At 63.9% G+C, this 18,088-nt stretch carries 18 protein-coding genes; 7 read left to right on the forward strand and 11 right to left on the reverse strand.

From position 1 onward, the window contains the following. Positions 1-27 precede the first annotated feature (27 nt). Positions 28-564 (reverse strand): hypothetical protein, encoded by a 537-nt coding sequence (locus F0A16_RS14380; protein ID WP_149436095.1) that lies wholly within the window; start codon positions 562-564, stop codon positions 28-30. A gap of 92 nt (positions 565-656) precedes the next feature. Here F0A16_RS14380 and F0A16_RS14385 point away from each other — a divergent pair, with 92 nt between their 5' ends. Further along, a complete protein-coding gene (locus F0A16_RS14385; RefSeq protein WP_149436096.1) occupies positions 657-1,577 on the forward strand; it encodes an AEC family transporter in 921 nt (306 codons plus the stop codon). Between the two features lie 182 nt (positions 1,578-1,759). Here the strand turns inward: F0A16_RS14385 and F0A16_RS14390 are convergent, their stop codons facing one another. Next, a complete protein-coding gene (locus F0A16_RS14390) occupies positions 1,760-2,695 on the reverse strand; it encodes a LysR family transcriptional regulator (RefSeq protein WP_149436097.1) in 936 nt (311 codons plus the stop codon). A 91-nt stretch (positions 2,696-2,786) separates the two neighbouring features. Between F0A16_RS14390 and F0A16_RS14395 the strand changes: the two genes are divergently transcribed. Beyond that, positions 2,787-3,686, forward strand: coding sequence for a DMT family transporter (locus F0A16_RS14395; protein WP_187776024.1), 900 nt, complete (start codon positions 2,787-2,789; stop codon positions 3,684-3,686). A 36-nt stretch (positions 3,687-3,722) separates the two neighbouring features. On the opposite strand, the gene trmB is transcribed toward F0A16_RS14395, so the two are convergent. The 4 genes from trmB to F0A16_RS14415 all read right to left on the reverse strand — a co-directional run bounded on the left by trmB (position 3,723) and on the right by F0A16_RS14415 (position 7,158). Continuing rightward, positions 3,723-4,460, reverse strand: a complete 738-nt coding sequence (gene trmB, locus F0A16_RS14400) for a tRNA (guanosine(46)-N7)-methyltransferase TrmB (RefSeq protein ID WP_149436099.1) — start codon at positions 4,458-4,460, stop codon at positions 3,723-3,725. Positions 4,461-4,561: 101 nt separating this feature from the next. Continuing rightward, positions 4,562-5,359 carry a thiazole synthase gene (locus F0A16_RS14405; RefSeq protein WP_149436100.1) on the reverse strand — a complete coding sequence of 266 codons (798 nt, stop codon included), beginning with the start codon at positions 5,357-5,359 and terminating at the stop codon, positions 4,562-4,564. Positions 5,360-5,392: 33 nt separating this feature from the next. Then, complete coding sequence (thiS, locus tag F0A16_RS14410; protein ID WP_149436101.1) at positions 5,393-5,593, reverse strand: sulfur carrier protein ThiS; 201 nt, start codon at positions 5,591-5,593, stop codon at positions 5,393-5,395. 86 nt (positions 5,594-5,679) lie between these two features. Beyond that, positions 5,680-7,158 (reverse strand): alanine/glycine:cation symporter family protein, encoded by a 1,479-nt coding sequence (locus F0A16_RS14415; RefSeq protein WP_149436102.1) that lies wholly within the window; start codon positions 7,156-7,158, stop codon positions 5,680-5,682. A gap of 194 nt (positions 7,159-7,352) precedes the next feature. On the opposite strand from F0A16_RS14415, the gene F0A16_RS14420 reads away from it, so the two are divergent. Further along, entirely contained in the window at positions 7,353-7,733 is a 381-nt protein-coding gene (locus tag F0A16_RS14420) for a DUF423 domain-containing protein (RefSeq protein ID WP_149436103.1), read from the forward strand. A 190-nt stretch (positions 7,734-7,923) separates the two neighbouring features. Here F0A16_RS14420 and F0A16_RS14425 read toward each other — a convergent pair whose 3' ends face one another. Further along, on the reverse strand, positions 7,924-8,841 hold the full coding sequence (locus F0A16_RS14425) for a LysR substrate-binding domain-containing protein (RefSeq protein WP_149436104.1): 918 nt from the start codon (positions 8,839-8,841) through the stop codon (positions 7,924-7,926). A 103-nt stretch (positions 8,842-8,944) separates the two neighbouring features. On the opposite strand from F0A16_RS14425, the gene F0A16_RS14430 reads away from it, so the two are divergent. After that, positions 8,945-10,162, forward strand: a complete 1,218-nt coding sequence (locus F0A16_RS14430) for an MFS transporter (RefSeq protein WP_149436105.1) — start codon at positions 8,945-8,947, stop codon at positions 10,160-10,162. 62 nt (positions 10,163-10,224) lie between these two features. On the opposite strand, the gene F0A16_RS14435 is transcribed toward F0A16_RS14430, so the two are convergent. Together F0A16_RS14435 and F0A16_RS14440 are read right to left on the reverse strand one after the other, a co-directional pair. Beyond that, positions 10,225-10,641: a PaaI family thioesterase gene (locus F0A16_RS14435; protein ID WP_149436106.1), complete on the reverse strand. Its 417-nt coding sequence runs from the start codon at positions 10,639-10,641 to the stop codon at positions 10,225-10,227. A 157-nt stretch (positions 10,642-10,798) separates the two neighbouring features. Beyond that, the gene (locus F0A16_RS14440; RefSeq protein WP_149436107.1) at positions 10,799-12,979 is read right to left on the reverse strand and encodes a malate synthase G; all 2,181 of its coding nucleotides are present in this window, start codon (positions 12,977-12,979) and stop codon (positions 10,799-10,801) included. Between the two features lie 249 nt (positions 12,980-13,228). Here F0A16_RS14440 and F0A16_RS14445 point away from each other — a divergent pair, with 249 nt between their 5' ends. Genes F0A16_RS14445 through F0A16_RS14455 form a run of 3 tightly spaced genes read left to right on the forward strand, consistent with a single transcriptional unit; the run spans position 13,229 to position 15,855 of the window. Then, positions 13,229-14,224, forward strand: coding sequence for an alpha/beta hydrolase (locus tag F0A16_RS14445; protein ID WP_149436108.1), 996 nt, complete (start codon positions 13,229-13,231; stop codon positions 14,222-14,224). Next, a complete protein-coding gene (locus F0A16_RS14450) occupies positions 14,221-14,718 on the forward strand; it encodes a hypothetical protein (RefSeq protein WP_149436109.1) in 498 nt (165 codons plus the stop codon). The genes F0A16_RS14445 and F0A16_RS14450 overlap by 4 nt, the downstream gene beginning before the upstream one ends. 24 nt (positions 14,719-14,742) lie before the next feature. Further along, positions 14,743-15,855, forward strand: coding sequence for an aminotransferase class I/II-fold pyridoxal phosphate-dependent enzyme (locus F0A16_RS14455; RefSeq protein ID WP_149436110.1), 1,113 nt, complete (start codon positions 14,743-14,745; stop codon positions 15,853-15,855). Positions 15,856-15,867: 12 nt separating this feature from the next. On the opposite strand, the gene F0A16_RS14460 is transcribed toward F0A16_RS14455, so the two are convergent. Next, a complete protein-coding gene (locus F0A16_RS14460; protein WP_149436111.1) occupies positions 15,868-17,388 on the reverse strand; it encodes a YifB family Mg chelatase-like AAA ATPase in 1,521 nt (506 codons plus the stop codon). A 171-nt stretch (positions 17,389-17,559) separates the two neighbouring features. Further along, the gene (locus F0A16_RS14465; protein WP_149436112.1) at positions 17,560-17,886 is read right to left on the reverse strand and encodes an accessory factor UbiK family protein; all 327 of its coding nucleotides are present in this window, start codon (positions 17,884-17,886) and stop codon (positions 17,560-17,562) included. Positions 17,887-18,088 lie beyond the last annotated feature (202 nt).

The raw sequence follows: 18,088 nt of genomic DNA on the forward strand, positions 1-18,088 counted from the left end.
AGGTTGACGCCTGACCGGCGCCTGCGTTTACAGACAGCGCTTATCTTTCCGACCCACCGTTGCGGCCCCCAGATCATGACCGTCGAAATCGAACCAGCTCCCTTTCAGACCATGATCGCTGAGCACGACCACCTGGGCCCGCCAGGCGTCCACATGCGCGCTGCAGAGTCCCAGATGCCCCTGTCCGACGAACAGCCCATCCCCTTTCGACTGCAACGCGAGACGGCGTGACCGCACGTTCATGTCGCGGCCAATGAACTGGACTGTTACCGACTGCGGCGAGCGGCCCTGGACGCGAACCTCGAACGTCAGCGTGTCGGCCTCGTCATGCGCCTCCTGCAGCGCGAACGCCACGGACGAGTCTATCCCCAGGTTGGCGTGGCACCCACCTTCCAGCAATACACAGCCCTGCGCCGGCGGATACCAGGTCACGTCACGGGTCGACTCTCGCAGATAGTAGTAATCGAGCAAGTACCAGAGCGCGATGACGATCGTCATCAAGGTGACCCCGATCAGCAGATTGAGCATGCGAGGTCGAGTAGTTTCCTCTTCATAGGCAGCCATGGACTTTCAGAGACTCCAAGCGTTGGGCATTAGTCGATAGACTAGCCGGCACCGGCGCTATACATCATCAAGGCGCTCGACAAGGATGACACATGAGCGACATCGTGAACGCCCTGGGCCCGCTATTTCTGTTGATTTTACTCGGTGCGGCGCTGGGCTGGGCACGTTTTCCCGGCGGCGATTTCTGGCCATGGCTCGAACGCCTCATCTACTATCTGCTGTTCCCGGCCATGCTGGTGGCGACACTGGCGACCGCCGACGTCAGCCAGGTGCCGGTCATTCGGCTCGGAATGACGCTCCTCGGCACCATGACGCTGATGGGTCTGGGGCTTTGGCTGATTCGGCATCGCCTCCAGCTGGCGCCGGCCGCCTTCACTTCCGCCTTCCAGGGCGTGGTGCGTTTCAACACCTATGTCGGTGTCGCCGGTGCCACGGCTCTGCACGGTGCGGCCGGCACCACGGTAGCGGCCGTCGCCGTCGCGCTGATGGTACCCGCGGCCAACATCCTCTGCGTGCTGGCGTTCATCGCCTCCGGCACGCTGGGTAGCGCCAGCCTGGGTAGTAGCGCCATGGCGTTACTGCGTAATCCGTTGATTCTCGCCTGCCTGCTGGGCATCGCCTTGAATCTCGGCGGCATCGGCCTGCCCGGCTGGAGCTTCGAGGCCATCGGCCTGCTCGGCAATGCCGCGCTGCCGCTGGGGCTGGTGGCGGTAGGCGTTGCCCTGCGGCCTCAGGCGCTCTGGCACAGCGGCAAGGCATTCTGGCTATCGAGCGGGCTCAAGCTGATCGTCACGCCGCTGATCGTGGTGGCACTAGCCTGGACCGTCGGTCTTCATGGCGCGGATCGCGACGTGGCACTGCTGTTCGCCGCGCTGCCGACCGCCACCTCCGCCTACATTCTGGCCCGTCAGTTGGGCGGCGACGCCGAACTGATGGCCGCCATGATCACCGGTCAGACGCTACTGGCGATGGCGACCCTGCCGTTGCTGTTGCACGCCGTCGGTGTGAGTTGATGCGTGCAAATAAAAAAGATTCTCGTTACGCTTGCAATCACAAATGAGAATGATTAACCTTTCTCTCGTGGCGTCGCCAAACGCCACTGACCACAGCAGCGAATGTCAGGTTCCTGCCATGGTTATCTCCTCATCAAGCTAGTCACGGTCCTTAGTGCCGCCCCGCCAGGGGCGGCTTTTTTTCATGCTCGCGGCCGCTGTCCGGTATCGCGTCCACTCAAGGCGTCCCGCTGCCAGGGCCCGCGACCGTGCAATCGCTCCCGGAGCAACTGGGCCAGTGCCTCGACGGCGGGTTGCGACGCGACATCGATCGCCTGGGCGAAGTGCAGTCGGGCGACACATCGCCGGATCGGCGGCAGACCGTCACTCTCGTCCAGCGCTCGCATCGCCGTGGTGACCCGTTCGCGATCGAGCACACCGATCGCCATTCCAGTCTCGATGGCCTTCTCCACCGCGTGGATGCTGGTGCTGGTGAAGACGGTTCGCCACGGTCGCTGGATCGAATCGAGCCCCTCGATCGCCAGATGACGATAGGGACACTGCTCGGGATGGACCGCCAGCGGTACCACCGCCTCCCGGTGAATGGCGCCCTGAATCGGCCCCGCCCATACCGGCGTGGGATGCCATAGCGTTTCGCCGCCCTCCAGCCCCGTGGCATGGTCGAGCACGATGGCCAGGTCGAGTTGGCGCTTCCTGAGTGCCCGCGCCAGTCGACCGCTGGTATCGGTGTTGACGTCCAGCAGAATGCCCGGATAGCACGCCATGAACTGCGGAAGGGTGTCATCGAGCAGCTCGCGGGCATAGTCCTCGGGGATTCCCAGTCGAACGCGGCCACTCAGGCGCTCGCCGCTGAACCGGCTGACCAGAGTGTCGTGAACGCGTAGCAGTTCGCGGGCTTCGCGCAACAGCACTTCACCACTCGGGGTCAGCGATACGCCTCTCGACCCACGCTCGAGCAGCCGCACGTCCAGCTCGGTCTCCAACCGTTTCATCTGCATGCTGATGGCGCTCAACGTGCGGTGGCGGATCTCCGCCGTCGCCGCCAGCGAACCCGTTTGGGCAACCACCTGGAATGTGCGCAGCAGTTCGAGATCGAGCGTGGAGCTGGCTTCAATCATATTGAATCCCGATCGATTTTTATTCGATTCATTGAACCCGCAAGAGCGCGCAGACTCAAGCCACTTCGACGACACCGGCAAGGGGCTTGGCATGTGCAATCTATCGCTGAACGTGATGTTGATGACGGGGTTCGTGATCTGCTGGAGCTCGGGGTTCATCGGTAGTCGTCTGGCGGACGAGGCACCGATATCGGCGATGGACATGTTCGCCTGGCGCTTCATCGCCGCGACGCTGATCGCGTCACTGTGGTGGGCGCTGAGCCGCCAGCGCGGTGTCACGCCGACTGGCTGGTTGCGCGAGATGGGGGTCGGCGCGCTCACCATGGGTGGCTATCTGCTTGGCGTTGTGCTGGCCATCGGAGAAGGCGTCAGCGCCGGTGCCACTGCCTTGATCACCGCCCAACAGCCGCTGCTGGCAGCCGCGATCACCACGCTCTGGCTGCGCGAACAGCTCCCCTGGGTCGCCTGGCTAGGCCTCGGTATCGCGGCGACCGGCGTCGCCTTGTGCATCGCAGGAGATTGGCAAGGGGCCGGCAGCGCGAGCGGCTGGGCCTATGCACTTCCACTGCTGGCGGTGATCAGCGTGACACTCGGTAGCATACTCGCCGCCCGGCGTCCGTCGGGCCTCGACATGCCGGCCACCCTGACGGCTCAGCTTGCCGCGGCGAGCCTGATCTTTCTGATCGCGGCACTCGGCGACGGACAGCTCGAGCGCCCTGGCAGCGAATTGATGACCTGGCAGACGCTGGGCTGGCTGATCGTGCTATCGAGCTTCGGCGGGTACGGCTTCTTTACCGCCTGCCTGCGTCGAGTCGGCGTCAACGCCGTGTCGAGCGCGATCTACATCACGCCACCGGTCACGCTGGCCTGGAGCGCATGGATGTTCGGCGAGAGCGTGGACACGCTCCAGCTCGGTGGCATGGCCCTGGCGCTGCTGGGCGTGGCGATCGCGCTGATCGCCCAGCACCGTTTCGGCACATTGGAGGCCTAGCCCATCGAGGCGTCACCACGAGGGACGCCGGCGCGATCAATCGCGGCGATAGATGAGATCCCAGACGCCATGCCCCAGGCGCTCGCCGCGCTGTTCGAACTTGGTCAGCGGGCGGAAGTCCGGGCGCTCAACGAACGGTGCCGTTGCGACCGGCGCGGTATTGATGAAGCCCGGCGCCTCGGCCATCACCTCCGCCATGAATTCGGCGTAGCCCTGCCAGTCGGTCGCCATGTGCAGCTTGCCGCCCGGTTCGAGGCGGGAACGCACCAGCTCGACGAACGGCAACTGCACGATACGCCGCTTATGATGTTTCTTCTTGGGCCACGGGTCGGGGAAGAAGAGCTGCAGCGTGTCGATGCTCGCTTCCGGCAGGCAGTCCGCCAGCACGGCCAGCGCATCCTCGCGATAGACCCGCAGGTTGGTGAGCCCGCGCTTGTCCGCTTCGTCGAGCAGCTTGCCCACGCCGGGTGCGTGGACTTCGATACCGATGAAATCGGTCTCGGGATGGCGTTCCGCCTGTTCGACCAGCGACTTGCCCATGCCAAAACCGATCTCCACCACGCACGGGGCCTGGCGGCCAAACAACTGCTCGAGGTCCTGGCGGCCATCGGCCAGCGTCAACCCCCACTTGGGCCATGCGTCTTTCAAGCCGCGCTCCTGCGCCGCCGTCATGCGACCGGCACGCAGCACATAGCTTTTGATGCCACGGCGCGCGGGTATCTCGGGCGCACCGGCGGCGGGGGGTTCGGTATAAGGGGGCTTCTTGTCAGTCATCCAGTGGGGTCAGCAGGCAAGTGAGGGGAAATGGCCGCCGGCTGGCGGCGGCCCTGTGTCGATCGACGCACAAGTCGACCGATGGGTCAGCTGAGGACAGCTCAGCCGTTGATCCGCCCGGCAAACGGCGAGGATGGGCTGGCGCTCGGGCGGCGCGGCATGCGCTCGGCGAGAAACGCTTCGCGCCCGGCCTCGATCGCCTTGCGCATCGCGTTCGCCATCATCACCGGATGCCTGGCGTGGGCGATGGCGGAGTTCATCAGTACGCCATCGCAGCCCATCTCCATCGCCAGCGCCGCATCGGACGCCGTGCCGATGCCCGCATCGACCAGTACCGGCACCTCAGCGTGCTCGAGGATGATCGCCAGTGTCGCCGGATTGAGCAGGCCATTGCCGGAACCGATCAGCGAACCCAGCGGCATCACCGCACAGCAGCCACGCCGCTCCAGCTCCTTGGCTACGATCGGGTCGTCGCTGGTGTAGACCATGACGTCGAAGCCGTCGTTGACGAGAGTCTCAGCGGCGGCGAGCGTCTCGACCACATTGGGATAGAGCGTCTTCTCGTCGCCCAGCACTTCCAACTTGACCAGGTTATGGCCGTCGAGCAGCTCACGGGCAAGTCGGCAGGTGCGCACGGCATCCTTGGCGGTATAGCAGCCGGCGGTATTGGGCAGCAGCGTATAGCGTGACGGCGGAATGGCGTCGAGCAGATTGGGCTCGTCCGGATTCTGGCCCAGGTTGGTCCGCCGAACCGCGAACGTCACCACGTCGGCAGCGCTGGCCTCGATCGCCGCGGCGGTCTCGTCAAAGTCGCGATATTTGCCAGTGCCGACCAACAGACGAGACGCAAAGCGACGTCCGGCCACGGTCAGCGGAGTGTCCTGGATCAACTGGGACATGGGTGACTCTCCTGGTCATGGAACCGATGACAATTAGCCACCGCCGATGGCATGCACGATCTCCACGCTGTCGCCGTCATTCAGGCGCGTCTGCGCGTGCAGACTGCGTGGCACGATCTCCTCGTTGACCTCGATGGCGATGCGCCGCCCTGCCAGGCCGAGCGACTCGACCAGTTGAGCCAGCGTCTGCTCGCCGTCGAGCTGACTGGGCTCACCGTTGAGCTGAATCTGCATGGCGGCCTCCCTAAAGCAGATTTCGAGGAGCCGCATTGTAGCGCCTCAGAGAGAATCAGGCATCCCGGCCAGGCGCCGCAAAGAACTCATACGGTGCTTTCGCGTGCAGGCCAGACATCGGCATCGACCTGCTCGGGACGCTTTAGCACGCCCTTGGGATCGAAGATCGGCTCGCGTACGCCATCCTTGCGCTGGCGCTCGTAATCCTTGAGCACGCGCAGGGCGACAGGGCACAGCAGCAGAATGGCGACGAGGTTGGTCGTGGCCATCAAGCCCATAGCGAGATCAGCGAAGTCCCATACGAACTGCAGCTGCGCCACGGAACCGATCATCACCATCGCCAGGACGGCAATACGTAGCACCGACACGGCAGCCTTGCTGCGGCTCCGGAACAGATATTCGATATTGATCTGCGAGTAGGAGAAGTTGGCAATGATCGAGGTGAAGGCAAACAGAAAGATGGCGATCGCGATGAAGATCTCGCCGAAGCTGCCGAGGTGATCGACCATCGCATCCTGGGTCAGCTGAATACCGACGATATCCTGCCCCGGAGAGCTGGTCATCAGACGTTCATAGACGCCGGAGAGCAGAATCACCACCGCGGTGCAGCTGCAGATCACCAGGGTATCGATGAATACACCGAAGGATTGCACTAGCCCCTGCGCCGCCGGGTGCTTGACGTCGGCCTGTGCGGCGGCATTCGGTGCCGAGCCCATGCCCGCCTCGTTGGAAAACAGGCCGCGCTTGATGCCATTTTCCATCGCGATCTTGATGGTGTAACCCACCGCACCGCCGACGGCAGGACCGTAGCCGAAGGCGCTCTTCACGATCAGCTCCAGCATGGCGGGCACTTCGCTGATATTCACCATCAGTACGTACAGCGCCACCAGGAAGTAACCGATGGCCATGATCGGCACGATCTTCTCGGCGGTGCGCGCCACGGACTTGAGCCCACCGTAGATGACCAGCCCTGTAATGATCACCAGCACGACGCCGGTCACCCAGTTGGGAATCGAGAACGCTTGGGAAAGGCCCTGCGCGATGGTATTGGACTGCGCGCCATTAAAGGCCAGACCGTAGGCGATCAGCAGGAAGGTCGCGAACAGCACGCTCATCCAGCGCTGCCCCAGCGCCCGTTCGATGTAGTACGCCGGACCGCCGCGGAAGACGCCATCCTCGTTGCGCTTCTTGTAAGTCTGGGCCAGGGTCGACTCAATGAACGAGGTGGCAAAGCCGACCAGCGCCGTCATCCACATCCAGAAGATCGCCCCGGGGCCACCGACCCATAGCGCGATGGCCACGCCTGCGAGGTTTCCGGTACCGACCCTGGCCGCCAGAGAGGTCGCAAAGGCCTGAAAGCCGCTGACGCCACTTCCGGCTCCCCGGCTGTTGAAGGTGACTCGCGCCATGTGACCGAACAGCCGGAACTGCATGAAGCGCGTGAGCACGGTAAACAGGAGTCCGGCACCCAGCAGCAGATACAGGAGAATGTAAGTCCAGACAAAATCGCTGACCGGAGTCATGACGGCATAGACCGCGTCGTGAAGCGTGTTGATGAATTCCATTTCGGAAGTCCTTATGGGTAACGATGACGTCGCAAGCGCTGGCAGGCGGCTGCCGAGGCGGTTTTTTACGCGCTAGACTGGCGGGCGTCAATTCCGCGGCTGACGCCCCTAGGGCTTGTTGACACTATGCGCCGCGAGCCGCGTGAATAGTGTCAACAGGCCCTAAAGCATAGCCGCCATCAAGGAGTCGCAACATGCACCAAAAGTGGGCCTGGAGTTTCGCTGCCCTGAGCGGGTTCGTTCTTGTGGCGGCCGGTGCCTTCGGCGCCCATGCGCTGGCCAACACACTCTCTCCGCGCGATCTCGAAGTCTTTCATACCGCCGTGCGCTACCAGGCCTGGCACACCCTGGCCGTCATGACCGTGCTCGCCTGGCATGGGCAACGCGCCCTGCGGGGGCAGATGCTCGCCGTCGGGCTTTGGTTTGCGGGGATGGTGCTGTTCAGCGGCTCGCTCTACTGCCTGGTGCTCGGTGGCATACGGCCGCTGGGGATCGTCACGCCCTTCGGCGGTCTGCTGTTGATGGCGGGCTGGCTGGTGTTGGCGTGGAGCGCCTGGCGTCAGCGGCCGGCATAGATCGAAAAAGAGATACGAGAAAAGAGAATCGATGCTGGAGCGCGCCTGGGCAGGGCTCTACGAATGGCCTTGGCAATAGCGCCAGCGATCAATTGTCCCGATTCGGCAGCACATACGTTGTCTTTATCAGAGCGACGGGCTCGTCGTCGCCAGAGGATAACAAGAATCAATATGGTGGCATCGACCAAGACTACGTTGTGAGCGTCGATGTTGGACCTGTCATCGGAGGGAGAGCGAATTGCCGACCGACCCAGTCGATGACGCGCCAGCAGGCCTCCGAATGCGCGGATTGGTCATTGAAGACCACCTCATAGATAGCGCCGGTAGGATAGTGAGCTCCCAGCGGCGCGGACAGGCGCCCCGATGTCAGCAGGGCGTTGGCCAGCGGCGTACGCCCTATGGCCACGGCATAACCCTGCGCCGCCGCCTCCAGCGTCAGGGTGGAATCGGCCAATCGCTCGGTCCGCGCGGAAAGTGCGACCGGCTCATCCAGAGTGCGCTGCCAGAGAGACCATTCTTCATAATGAGCGTCGTTGATGAGGCGCCGCATTTCCCTCAGTGCCGACGGCTGCGTTCGCAGCCTCTCGGCCAGCGACGGGGCGCAGACCGGAAAGGCATACTCCGGCAACGTCAGCATGGCCTGCTCGCAGGAGCGGCCATCGGCGCGATAGCGGATCGCCAGATCGATACCGTCGCGGCGTAAATCCAGCGTCCGATTGGTCGTGACCAAGCGCAGTTCGACCTCCGGCAACGCCTGCTCGAAAGCCGTGATGGCTGGCACCAGCCACAGCGTCGCGAGCACCGGTGGCAACGTCAGCACGACATGGTGGGTTAGCGGCTCGGCAACGAATTCCGTCGTTGCCTGGTCAATGTGTTGAAACGGCTCGCGCAGCCGGCTCACATAGCGCAGTGCCAGCGGAGTCAGCTCGATGCCGCGTCCTTTACGTTCCAGCAGTGTCCGCCCCAAACGTCGCTCCAGGTCCTTGAGCAGGTGACTGACAGCCGATTCCGAGCGGCCGATGTGTCGTGCGGCTGCGCGGATGCTGCCACGATCGGCCACGGCGACCAAGACATGCAGGGCATGATAGGGAAGTGTGCTTCGCGTCATTTCAACACCTGAAAAAACTGCAGGTTTTGACGTCGTATTACGCGATCGTCGCTGCGAGCCCCGGCGACTACTATGTCAGCAAATTCCAACAGCGGCGAGCCTCGTGAAAACCTGCGACAATCACATCTCTGGCAAAGCCCGTATCTTGCTGGTCTTTACTCCCTTCATGCTGGCCTACCTGATCTCGGAGCTCTATCGCAACGTCAATGGCGTGATCGCGCCGGCACTGCGCCAGAACCTTAATATCGGTCCCGAGCAGTTGGGACTTCTCTCCAGCGTCTTTCTGTTGGCACTGGCGCTGGTGCAGATCCCGGCAGGCCTGCTGCTGGATCGTTGTGGCTCGCGCCGAACCGTCGCTTCCTTCATGGTCGTGGCAGCACTAGGCGCCTGGCTGTTCACCCTTCCGGACTACCGGGCCGCCCTAGCCGGGCGGCTGCTGATGGGGGTGGGGCTGGGCGCCTGCTGGGCGGGCGCGTACCGGGCCAATGTGTTGTGGTGGCCCGCCGAGCGGCTGGCGCTGGCGAATGGTGCGCTGCTGGGTCTGTCAGGATTGGGTGCGCTACTGGCCACCCTGCCCACCGAGATGCTGCTTCAGATGCTCGATTGGCAAACGCTCTTCCAAGCGCTGGCGGCTGTTACGCTGCTACTGGCTTTATTGATCTGGACAGTGGTGCCTACCCATCCCAGCGAGCGCGAGGCCGGTGGGGCTTCCTTGGACGGGCTAATGGCGGTGATGCGCCACCCCCTGTTCATGCGACTCTGGCCGATGACATTGCTGTGCGAAGGTAGTTGGCTGGCCTGGCAAGGGCTCTGGGCGGGCGGCTGGATGCGCGAGGTCGTCGGGTTGAGCGAGAGAGTCACTGCCCTCTACCTGCTGGGATTGGCGACAGCCATCGTCGTAGGCCAACTGTTACTCAGTGCGATCACCGACCGCTTGCTTCAGCGTGGCGTGCCGTTGATTCGACCGATGAGAATCATGTCGATCGGTTTCGTGGCGGTGCAGGGCATGATCGTCTGGCTACCGCTGCCTGGAATCAATCTGCTGTGGATCGCATTCGGGCTGCTCACCGTCGGCCCTATTCTCACCTACGCCTGGCTCGCTGCCGAATTACCGTCACATCTCTCCGGACGACTGATCAGCCTGCTCAATATGGCCGCAACCTTGGGCGGATTTATGCTCCAGTACGCCGTGGGTTGGATGATAGAACTCTGGCCGCCAACGAACGGGCACTATCCGGACGCCGCTTGGCGCTGGACCTTTTCGCTGGTGATCGCCCTCCAAATACTCGCCGTGGGACGCCTATGGCGTCTACCACATTGAGTTCTCCAAAGATTGGGCATGAGAATAAACAGGCGTGTTCACCGTAACCGAGAGGCCCTCGATCAATCGTCGCGATCCGGCAGCACGTAGGTCGCGGTGACCAGCGCCACGGGCTCGTTGTCGCCGGTGGAAAAGAGCTGCACCTCGCCTACCGCCAACCGCTGGCCGAGCTTGAGAATGCGCGCGTTGGCGATCAGGTCCCGGTCGCCGCGGGCGCGGCGCAGGAAGTGGCAGTTGAGGCTGCTGGTCACCGCCATCGCTTCCGGCCCGATCTGGGCCAGGACCGCCACGTAGAGACAGACATCGGCAAGGTTCACCATCGACGGGCCGGAGACACAGGCGCCTGGGCGCAGGTGCTCGTCCTCGATCGCCAGGCTCATGGTCGCCCGCATATGATCGACGGCTTCGATGGTGCCCTGACGCTGGGGAAAGACATCATCGAGGAAATCCTCGATTTCGGCGGCGGTCATCACGGTCATCGGGCTCTCCCTGGATGGCTGTTCGACGGGTGGCGCAGCATCGACGGGAACAACGGCGCCGCCGTCAAGATAGCGCAAGCCACCGTGAAGTCACAGAGGAAAGAGGCTGAGCGCCACTTGCCCAGCAAAGCAAGCGGCGCTCTTGGTTCTTATCTCTTCAGCCCTTCGCCTTGTCCACGGCGCGCCAGTGATGCAGCAACGGTTCGGTGTAGCCGGAAGGCTGCTCGCGGCCCTTGAAGATCAGGTCCGACGCCGCCTGGAAGGCCGTGGAGTCCGCCAGATGCGATGTCATCGGCGTATAGCCGGGATCGTCGGCATTCTGCCCGTCCACCACCTTGGCCATGCGCTCCAATGTCTCGCGCACCTGCGCCTCGTCGACGATGCCGTGGTGCAGCCAGTTGGCGATGTGCTGGCTGGAGATGCGCAGCGTCGCGCGGTCCTCCATCAGGCCGACATCGTGGATGTCCGGCACCTTGGAGCACCCCACCCCGTGTTCGACCCAGCGCACCACGTAGCCGAGAATGCCCTGGCAGTTGTTGTCGAGTTCCTGCTGGATCTCGTCGGCTCCCCAGGCCGCCTCGGGGTCGACCGGCACGGTCAGCAGATCGTCGAGAAGATCCACCTCTCCCTGATCCTCCAGTTCGCGCTGAATCGCTCCCACGTCGATCTGGTGATAGTGAAGCGCATGCAGCACCGCCGCGGTCGGCGACGGCACCCAGGCGGTATTGGCACCCGCCTTGGGATGGCCCACTTTCTGCTCCAGCATCGCCGCCATCAGGTCCGGCATCGCCCACATGCCCTTGCCGATCTGGGCCCGGCCCCGCAGTCCGCAGGCCAGCCCGATCTGGACGTTGCTGCGCTCATAGGCGCCGATCCACTTGCTGCCCTTCATGTCGCCCTTGCGCAGCATCGGCCCCGCGTTCATGGCGGTATGCATCTCGTCGCCAGTACGGTCGAGAAAGCCGGTATTGATGAAGGCGACGCGCGAGGCTGCCGCATCGATGCAGGCCTTGAGATTGACCGAGGTCCGACGCTCCTCGTCCATGATGCCCATCTTCAGCGTAGTCGCCGGCAGCCCGAGCAGCTGTTCGACGCGACCGAACAGCTCGTCGGCAAACGCCACCTCCTTCGGCCCGTGCATCTTGGGCTTGACGATATAAAACGATCCGGCACGCGAGTTGCCTCGTTCCCGTTTCAGGTCGTGCAAACCAATCAGCGAGGTCATTACCGCATCCAGTATGCCCTCGGGGATCTCGTTACCCTCGTCGTCGAGAATGGCCGGCGTGGTCATCAGATGGCCCACATTGCGCACGAACATCAGCGAGCGGCCAGGCAGGGTCAGGGAGCCACCATCCGGCAAGGTGTAGTCGCGATCCGGGTTGAGTCGCCGCGTGATGGTCTTGCCGCCCTTGTCGAACCGCTCCTCGAGATCACCCTTCATCAGGCCGAGCCAGTTGCGATAGACCAGTATCTTGTCTTCGGCGTCGACGGCCGCCACCGAATCCTCGCAATCCATGATCGTGGTTACCGCCGCCTCGACCAGCAGATCCTTGACGTGTGCCGGGTCGGTCTTGCCGATCGAGTGCTCCGCGTCGATCTGGATCTCGAGGTGCAGACCATGGTTGGAGAGCAGAATCGCCTCGGGCGATGACGCTTCGCCCCGGAAGCCGACGAACTGACCCGGATTCTTCAGGCCGGTATCGCGCCCGCCCTCGAGGGTCACCGACAGCCGGCCATCGCGAATGGCATAGCCGACCGCCTCCCGATGCGAACCGGTAGCCAACGGCACGGCCATGTCGAGCACGTTGCGGGCGTAGGCGATCACCTTGGCGCCGCGCTTGGGGTTGTAGGCGTTGCCCTTCTCGGCGCCATCCGCCTCGCTGATCACGTCGGTGCCGTAGAGCGCATCGTAGAGGCTCCCCCAGCGAGCGTTGGCGGCATTGAGCGCGTAGCGGGCGTTGTTGACCGGTACCACCAGCTGCGGCCCGGCCTGCCGCGCGATCTCGTCATCCACGTTGGTGGTGGTGGCCTGGACCTTCGCGGGGGCATCGACCAGATAGCCGATCTTCTCGAGGAAGGCGCGATAGGCCGCCATATCCTCGATCTCGCCGGGATTGTCGCGATGCCACTGATCGAGTTCGGCCTGCAGGCGATCGCGTTCGGCCAGCAACGCCCGATTGCGGGGCGCCAGGTCGTGAATCAGCGCGTCGAAGCCGGCCCAGAAGGCGTCGACCTCGATATCGGTGCCCGGCAGGACCTCGTCGACAATGAAGCGATCGAGCGCTGTCGCTACCCGCAATCGGTGATGAGTGGTACGTTTCGTCGTGTCGGATATCATGTTCGCCTCCAGATCGGTAGTCACTCAGGTTACGGCCGCCGTCTCATTCTCGCCGCCACCGTACCCACCAGACCGTTTGTGGAAAATATTTCCATAAATTATACGACATCATAATCGGCCTCCCGGATGTTGTCTCCCTCGACCTTCGTCACCCTCCGCATCTCGAGCTATCGATCGCCTGCCTCCTGCACCGCGTCATGGTCTCGGTAGCGCACGACGAGTAGCATAGGTGGATCAGGAGACACGTACATGCTCGACTTTTCGCCATTGAAGGCTGTTGGCCCGCTTCATCACATCAAAACGCTTTCCGATTCGCCACTGGCCGACTATCTCGACCACTACCGGCTGTCGGCGCTTCTGAACAACAACGAGAACCTGGAGCTCCATGCCGGTTTTCTTTGGGCCGAAGGAGAGCAAGGCAGAACGTTCGAACTCTGGGCTCAGGTCTGGGCTCCCCCCTCGCCTCGGGGGACAATCTTCGTAGTCCACGGCTACTTCGATCATCTCGGTCTCTACGGCCACCTGCTCGAACGCCTGCTGGTACTTGGCTGGCAGGTGGTGATGTGGGATCTGCCCGGTCATGGACTCTCCAGCGGTGCCCGCGCGACCATCGATGACTTCACCGATTACGTGAAATGCTTCAATGACGTCGAACGCCAGATAGCGGAGCGACATCTGGCGCCGGGGCCGTGGCTGGCAATCGGCCAGAGCACTGGCGCATCGATCGTGGCCACCGACGCCCTGGCTCGCGGCGACCAGGCGCCGTGGCAAGGGCTGGTGATGCTGGCACCTCTGGTCCGCCCTTGGGGCTGGAATCAGTCCCGCTGGCTACACCGCATCGCCAGCCCTTTCGTGGATACCATCCCCCGAAAGTATCGCGCCAACACTACCAATCTCGATTTCGCCGACTTTCTGCGTCTGCACGACCCCCTGCAGGACGACCATCTGGCTTTGACCTGGGTCACTGCCATGCGCCGTTGGATGCCGACTCTGCTCAAGCGGCCACCCAGCGAGCTGCCGGTGCTGATTCTACAGGGTGAGCAGGATCTGACCGTCGATTGGAGCTGGAATCTCAAGGCGCTCCGAAGGAAGTTCCCCCGCGCCCAGATCGTGCGTCATCCAGATGCCCGTCACCATCTGGTCAACGAGGCGGAACCGATTCGTCGGGTGCTGTTCGAGGCGCTCGACGATTTCCTGACGCGCTTCGCCGCGACGCATCCTCCCGGCCCGTTGTCCGCCCCATGAAGTTGCTGCTCATCGGGCTCGTATTGCTCACACTGGGCGGATGCGCCGGCATCAGCCAGTCGCCGCCGGATGCCCGCGAAGCATTGAAGGGCTTGGCCGCCAATGCCGCTCGGGGATTGCTGGCATCCCCGCCCTGGCCCGCGGAGAACACACCGGCAGTCACGATTCTGCTACGCCCCGCGGAAGTCGCCGAAACGCTCCCGATCACGCCGAATGCGCTGAACGAGGCGTTGGGCCGAGCGCTGCTGAGCAACGAGGATGCCCCCCATGTCCTGGACTGGGCGCCTGCCTCGATGTCGGCGCATGCCGACGGACAATGGCTGCTCCAGGCCAAGCTGACGGCCGACTCGCCTCCGCTGCGATTGAGCGACCGGACCTTGCAGCCCTATCTGCTGCAGTTCGATCTCTCCCAGCCTGGCGGTGAGCACTGGCAGTGGCACGCCAGTGGCGCGCTCGACCCCGATGCCTTGCCTAAGACCACCGAGTCCCCCTGATTTCCACGTCCGAGAGAGAGATTCATGTCACGCTTTGCTCGCCACCTCGGCAATCAAGATGGCCCCCACAATCCGTTCCCCGGGTTGCAGGCGCTGGAGCGCAGGCTCGGGCATGCCCTGCCTCACCGTATCGGCTCCAACGAAGGACTCGACATGCCGCACCGGGCACTGACGGCCCGATTCGGAAAGGATGTCGCCGACCTCGCCCGCACCTACGGCGACGCCGAGGCGTGGCAGGTTCGTCAGCGATTGGCCGAGAGCCTGGGCTTATCGATGGAAGCGCTACTGGTGGATGCAGGCGCGGACAGCCTGATGGCGCTGGCGCTACGCGCCCTGTGCGAGCCGGGCGACACCGTGGTTACCAGCGCCGGCACCTATCCCACCTGGAGCTACTTCGTGCACGGACACGGTTGCCGCCAGGTGGAAGTCGCGTACGCCAGTTGCGCCGACCTGCTGGCGCCGGATCTCGGTGCCCTGGCGGCCAAAGCCAATCGCGAGAACGCCCGCGTCGTCTATCTCGCCAACCCCGACAATCCCAGCGGCCACCTCCACAGCGACGCCGACGTGCTGGCGCTGCGCGACAGCCTCCCCGACGGCTGCACGCTGGTCCTTGACGAGGCCTACCATGATTTCCGCGACGATGCGTGGTCGTCAGCGGACAATGTGGTCTGGTCAGGGGTGATTCGTCTACGCACCTTTTCGAAGGCCCATGGTCTCGCAGGCCTGCGTGTGGGCTACGCCATCGCCACGCCGGAAGTCCACACCATGCTGATGAAGGTGAGGATTCACTACGCCGTCTCGTCACTGGCGTTGGCGGCCGCGGAGACGGTGCTCACACACCCCGACGAGACCCGGGAGCACGTGACCGCGGTGGTAAACCGACGCGAGGCCCTGAGCGAATGGCTGCGAGAACGCGGCGCCGACGTGCTGCCCAGCACGACCAATTTCGTGGCGCTGCGACTGGACGACGCCGAACGCGCCACGTCGATCCATCGGCAACTGCTGGCGGAAGGCACCCTGATCCATCGCCCGGCGCACCCAGCGCTGGGCCATGTGCTGCGCATCAGCGCGCTCGACGATGCGCTGGTGCCGGGCAGACTCGAGACGTTGGCGTCGGCACTGCGGGACGGGGGGTGAGTCGCCCCCGATTCAGGCCTGCATGGGATCATTGGTCTTCAGCATGCGATCCAGTTGACGGTAGCCGATCGCCTCCATCAACTGCGCCTTGTCGACTCGCGCTTCACTACCGAGGTCGGCCAGCGTCAACGCCACCCGTAGCACACGGTGATAGGCCCGTGCGGAGAGGTTGAGGCGATCCAGCACGCTGGCGAACCATTGACGCTCATCCGAGGACAAGGCGCAGGCGGCCTCCAGCTCGGGGCCTGGCAAATGGGCGTTGAGATATCCCCGCGCCTGCTGGCGGCGGCGGGCGGAGAGAACCCGTTCCCTCACGCTGGCCGATGCTTCCCCCGGCGTCCGGTCGGTGAGCTGCGTGGCCGGCAGCGCCGGCACTTCGACCTGCAGGTCGATACGGTCCAGCAGCGGCCCGGACAATCGCGACTGGTAGCGCTGGATCTGCGCGGGGCTGCAGTGGCAGCGCTGACGCGGATCGCCGAGATGGCCGCAGGGGCAGGGATTCATGGCGGCGACCAGTTGGAAGCGGGCCGGGAAGCGGCGCTGGTGATTGGCCCGGGAGATCAGGATCTGCGCCGATTCCATCGGCTCGCGCAGCACTTCCAGCACGTGGCGGTCGAACTCCGGCAGCTCGTCCAGAAACAGCACGCCCTGGTGCGCGAGCGAGATCTCGCCGGGCCGCGGCCGCGAGCCGCCGCCCACCAACGCCACGCTGCTCGACGTGTGGTGAGGATTGCGAAACGGCCGCTGTCCCCAGCGTTCCATGATCGGCAGTCCGCAGACCGACCTCACCGCCGCCACCTCGAGCGATTCATCTTGTGTCAGTGGCGGCAGAATGCCCGCCAGCCGACTGGCCAGCATGGTCTTGCCGGTGCCTGGCGGCCCCGCCAGCAGCAGATTGTGGCCACCCGCCGCCGCGACCTCCAGCGCCCGGCGCGCCTGGTGCTGCCCTTTGACATCCGCCATGTCCGGTTGGGGGAGCTCCGCGTTGACGGGCGCGCCAAATTGGTGCGCAACGAGTTTCTCGCGACCGAGCAGATGGCTCACCACCTCGAGAAGATGCCCCGCCGCGAACACTTCGACGCCATCGGCCAGCGCGGCTTCGTCGGCATTGGCGAGCGGGACGATGAGACCGCGGCCCGCCCGCCGTGCGGCCAGTGCGGTCGGCAGTACGCCGGTGACCGGCCGCAACGCGCCATCCAGCGCCAGTTCGCCGACGACTTCGAGCTGCCCGGCCGCCTCGACGGGAACCTGGCCGGATGCCATCAGGATGCCCAGGGCGATGGGGAGATCGAAGCGGCCGCCGTCCTTGGGCAGGTCGGCAGGCGCCAGGTTGAGCGTGATGCGACGCGAGGGAAACTCGAAACCGGCGTTGATGAGCGCGCTGCGAACCCGTTCGCGACTCTCCTTGACCGCCGTTTCCGGAAGGCCCACCAGCGTCAATCCCGGCAGACCGTTACTGAGGTGAACCTCGATCAGCACTTCGGGGGCCTCGAGTCCGAGGCTGGCGCGGGCGCGCACGATGGCAAGCGTCATGTCGTCTCCCAGGTCGGCACCTGGGCAGTCGCCCCAGGCCGGGGGATGCCGGCGCGACATCCCTTGCAGCCCTACAACTACATAATGTTACGTGATATCGCAACTCGAGCGGTGCCGACAATCGGACCGCCCAGCGACGAACTGAACCGGGAGCCTCCGATCCTGCCGCGATCAGGGCCGGGTTCCGTGGGCGCTGCCATCGGTATCATCGACGGGCGGCGTCTTGGGCTCGACCCGGGGCTGGGCCGCCTGCTCGCTCTGCAGCGTATTCTCCAGCGCCGCGACCTGCTCCTCCAGCGCCTCGACGCGTTCCCGCGTGCGCTGGAGTACTTCCATCATGATGTCGAAATCCTCCCGGGAAACGATCTCCATACGCTCCATGGCGCCCCGCAATACGCCCTGCATGTTGCGCTGAATATCACCGGGTGCCTGAGAGGCACCATGAAGCTTGTCACCCAACTGCTTGGTCAGACGCTCGAACCGATCCTGTGCCGACATGAAACTGTCTCCTTGATTTCCCGATGTCTTCGGTGACCTGTCACTCAAGTCTACGCAAACTCCCGGCTTTACGCCTGCGCACAAAAGGTGCAACCGAAAAACCGGGCTGCATGGTTCTGGTGCAATCGATAGCATCAGTCGTGAAGCATTGATAAAAGCAGCCCCCAAGATCAAAGACAACTCATTGATTTTTCTATCCTCG

Origin of the sequence: Salinicola corii (assembly GCF_008298015.1) — a bacterium.
GTDB lineage: Bacteria > Pseudomonadota > Gammaproteobacteria > Pseudomonadales > Halomonadaceae > Salinicola > Salinicola corii.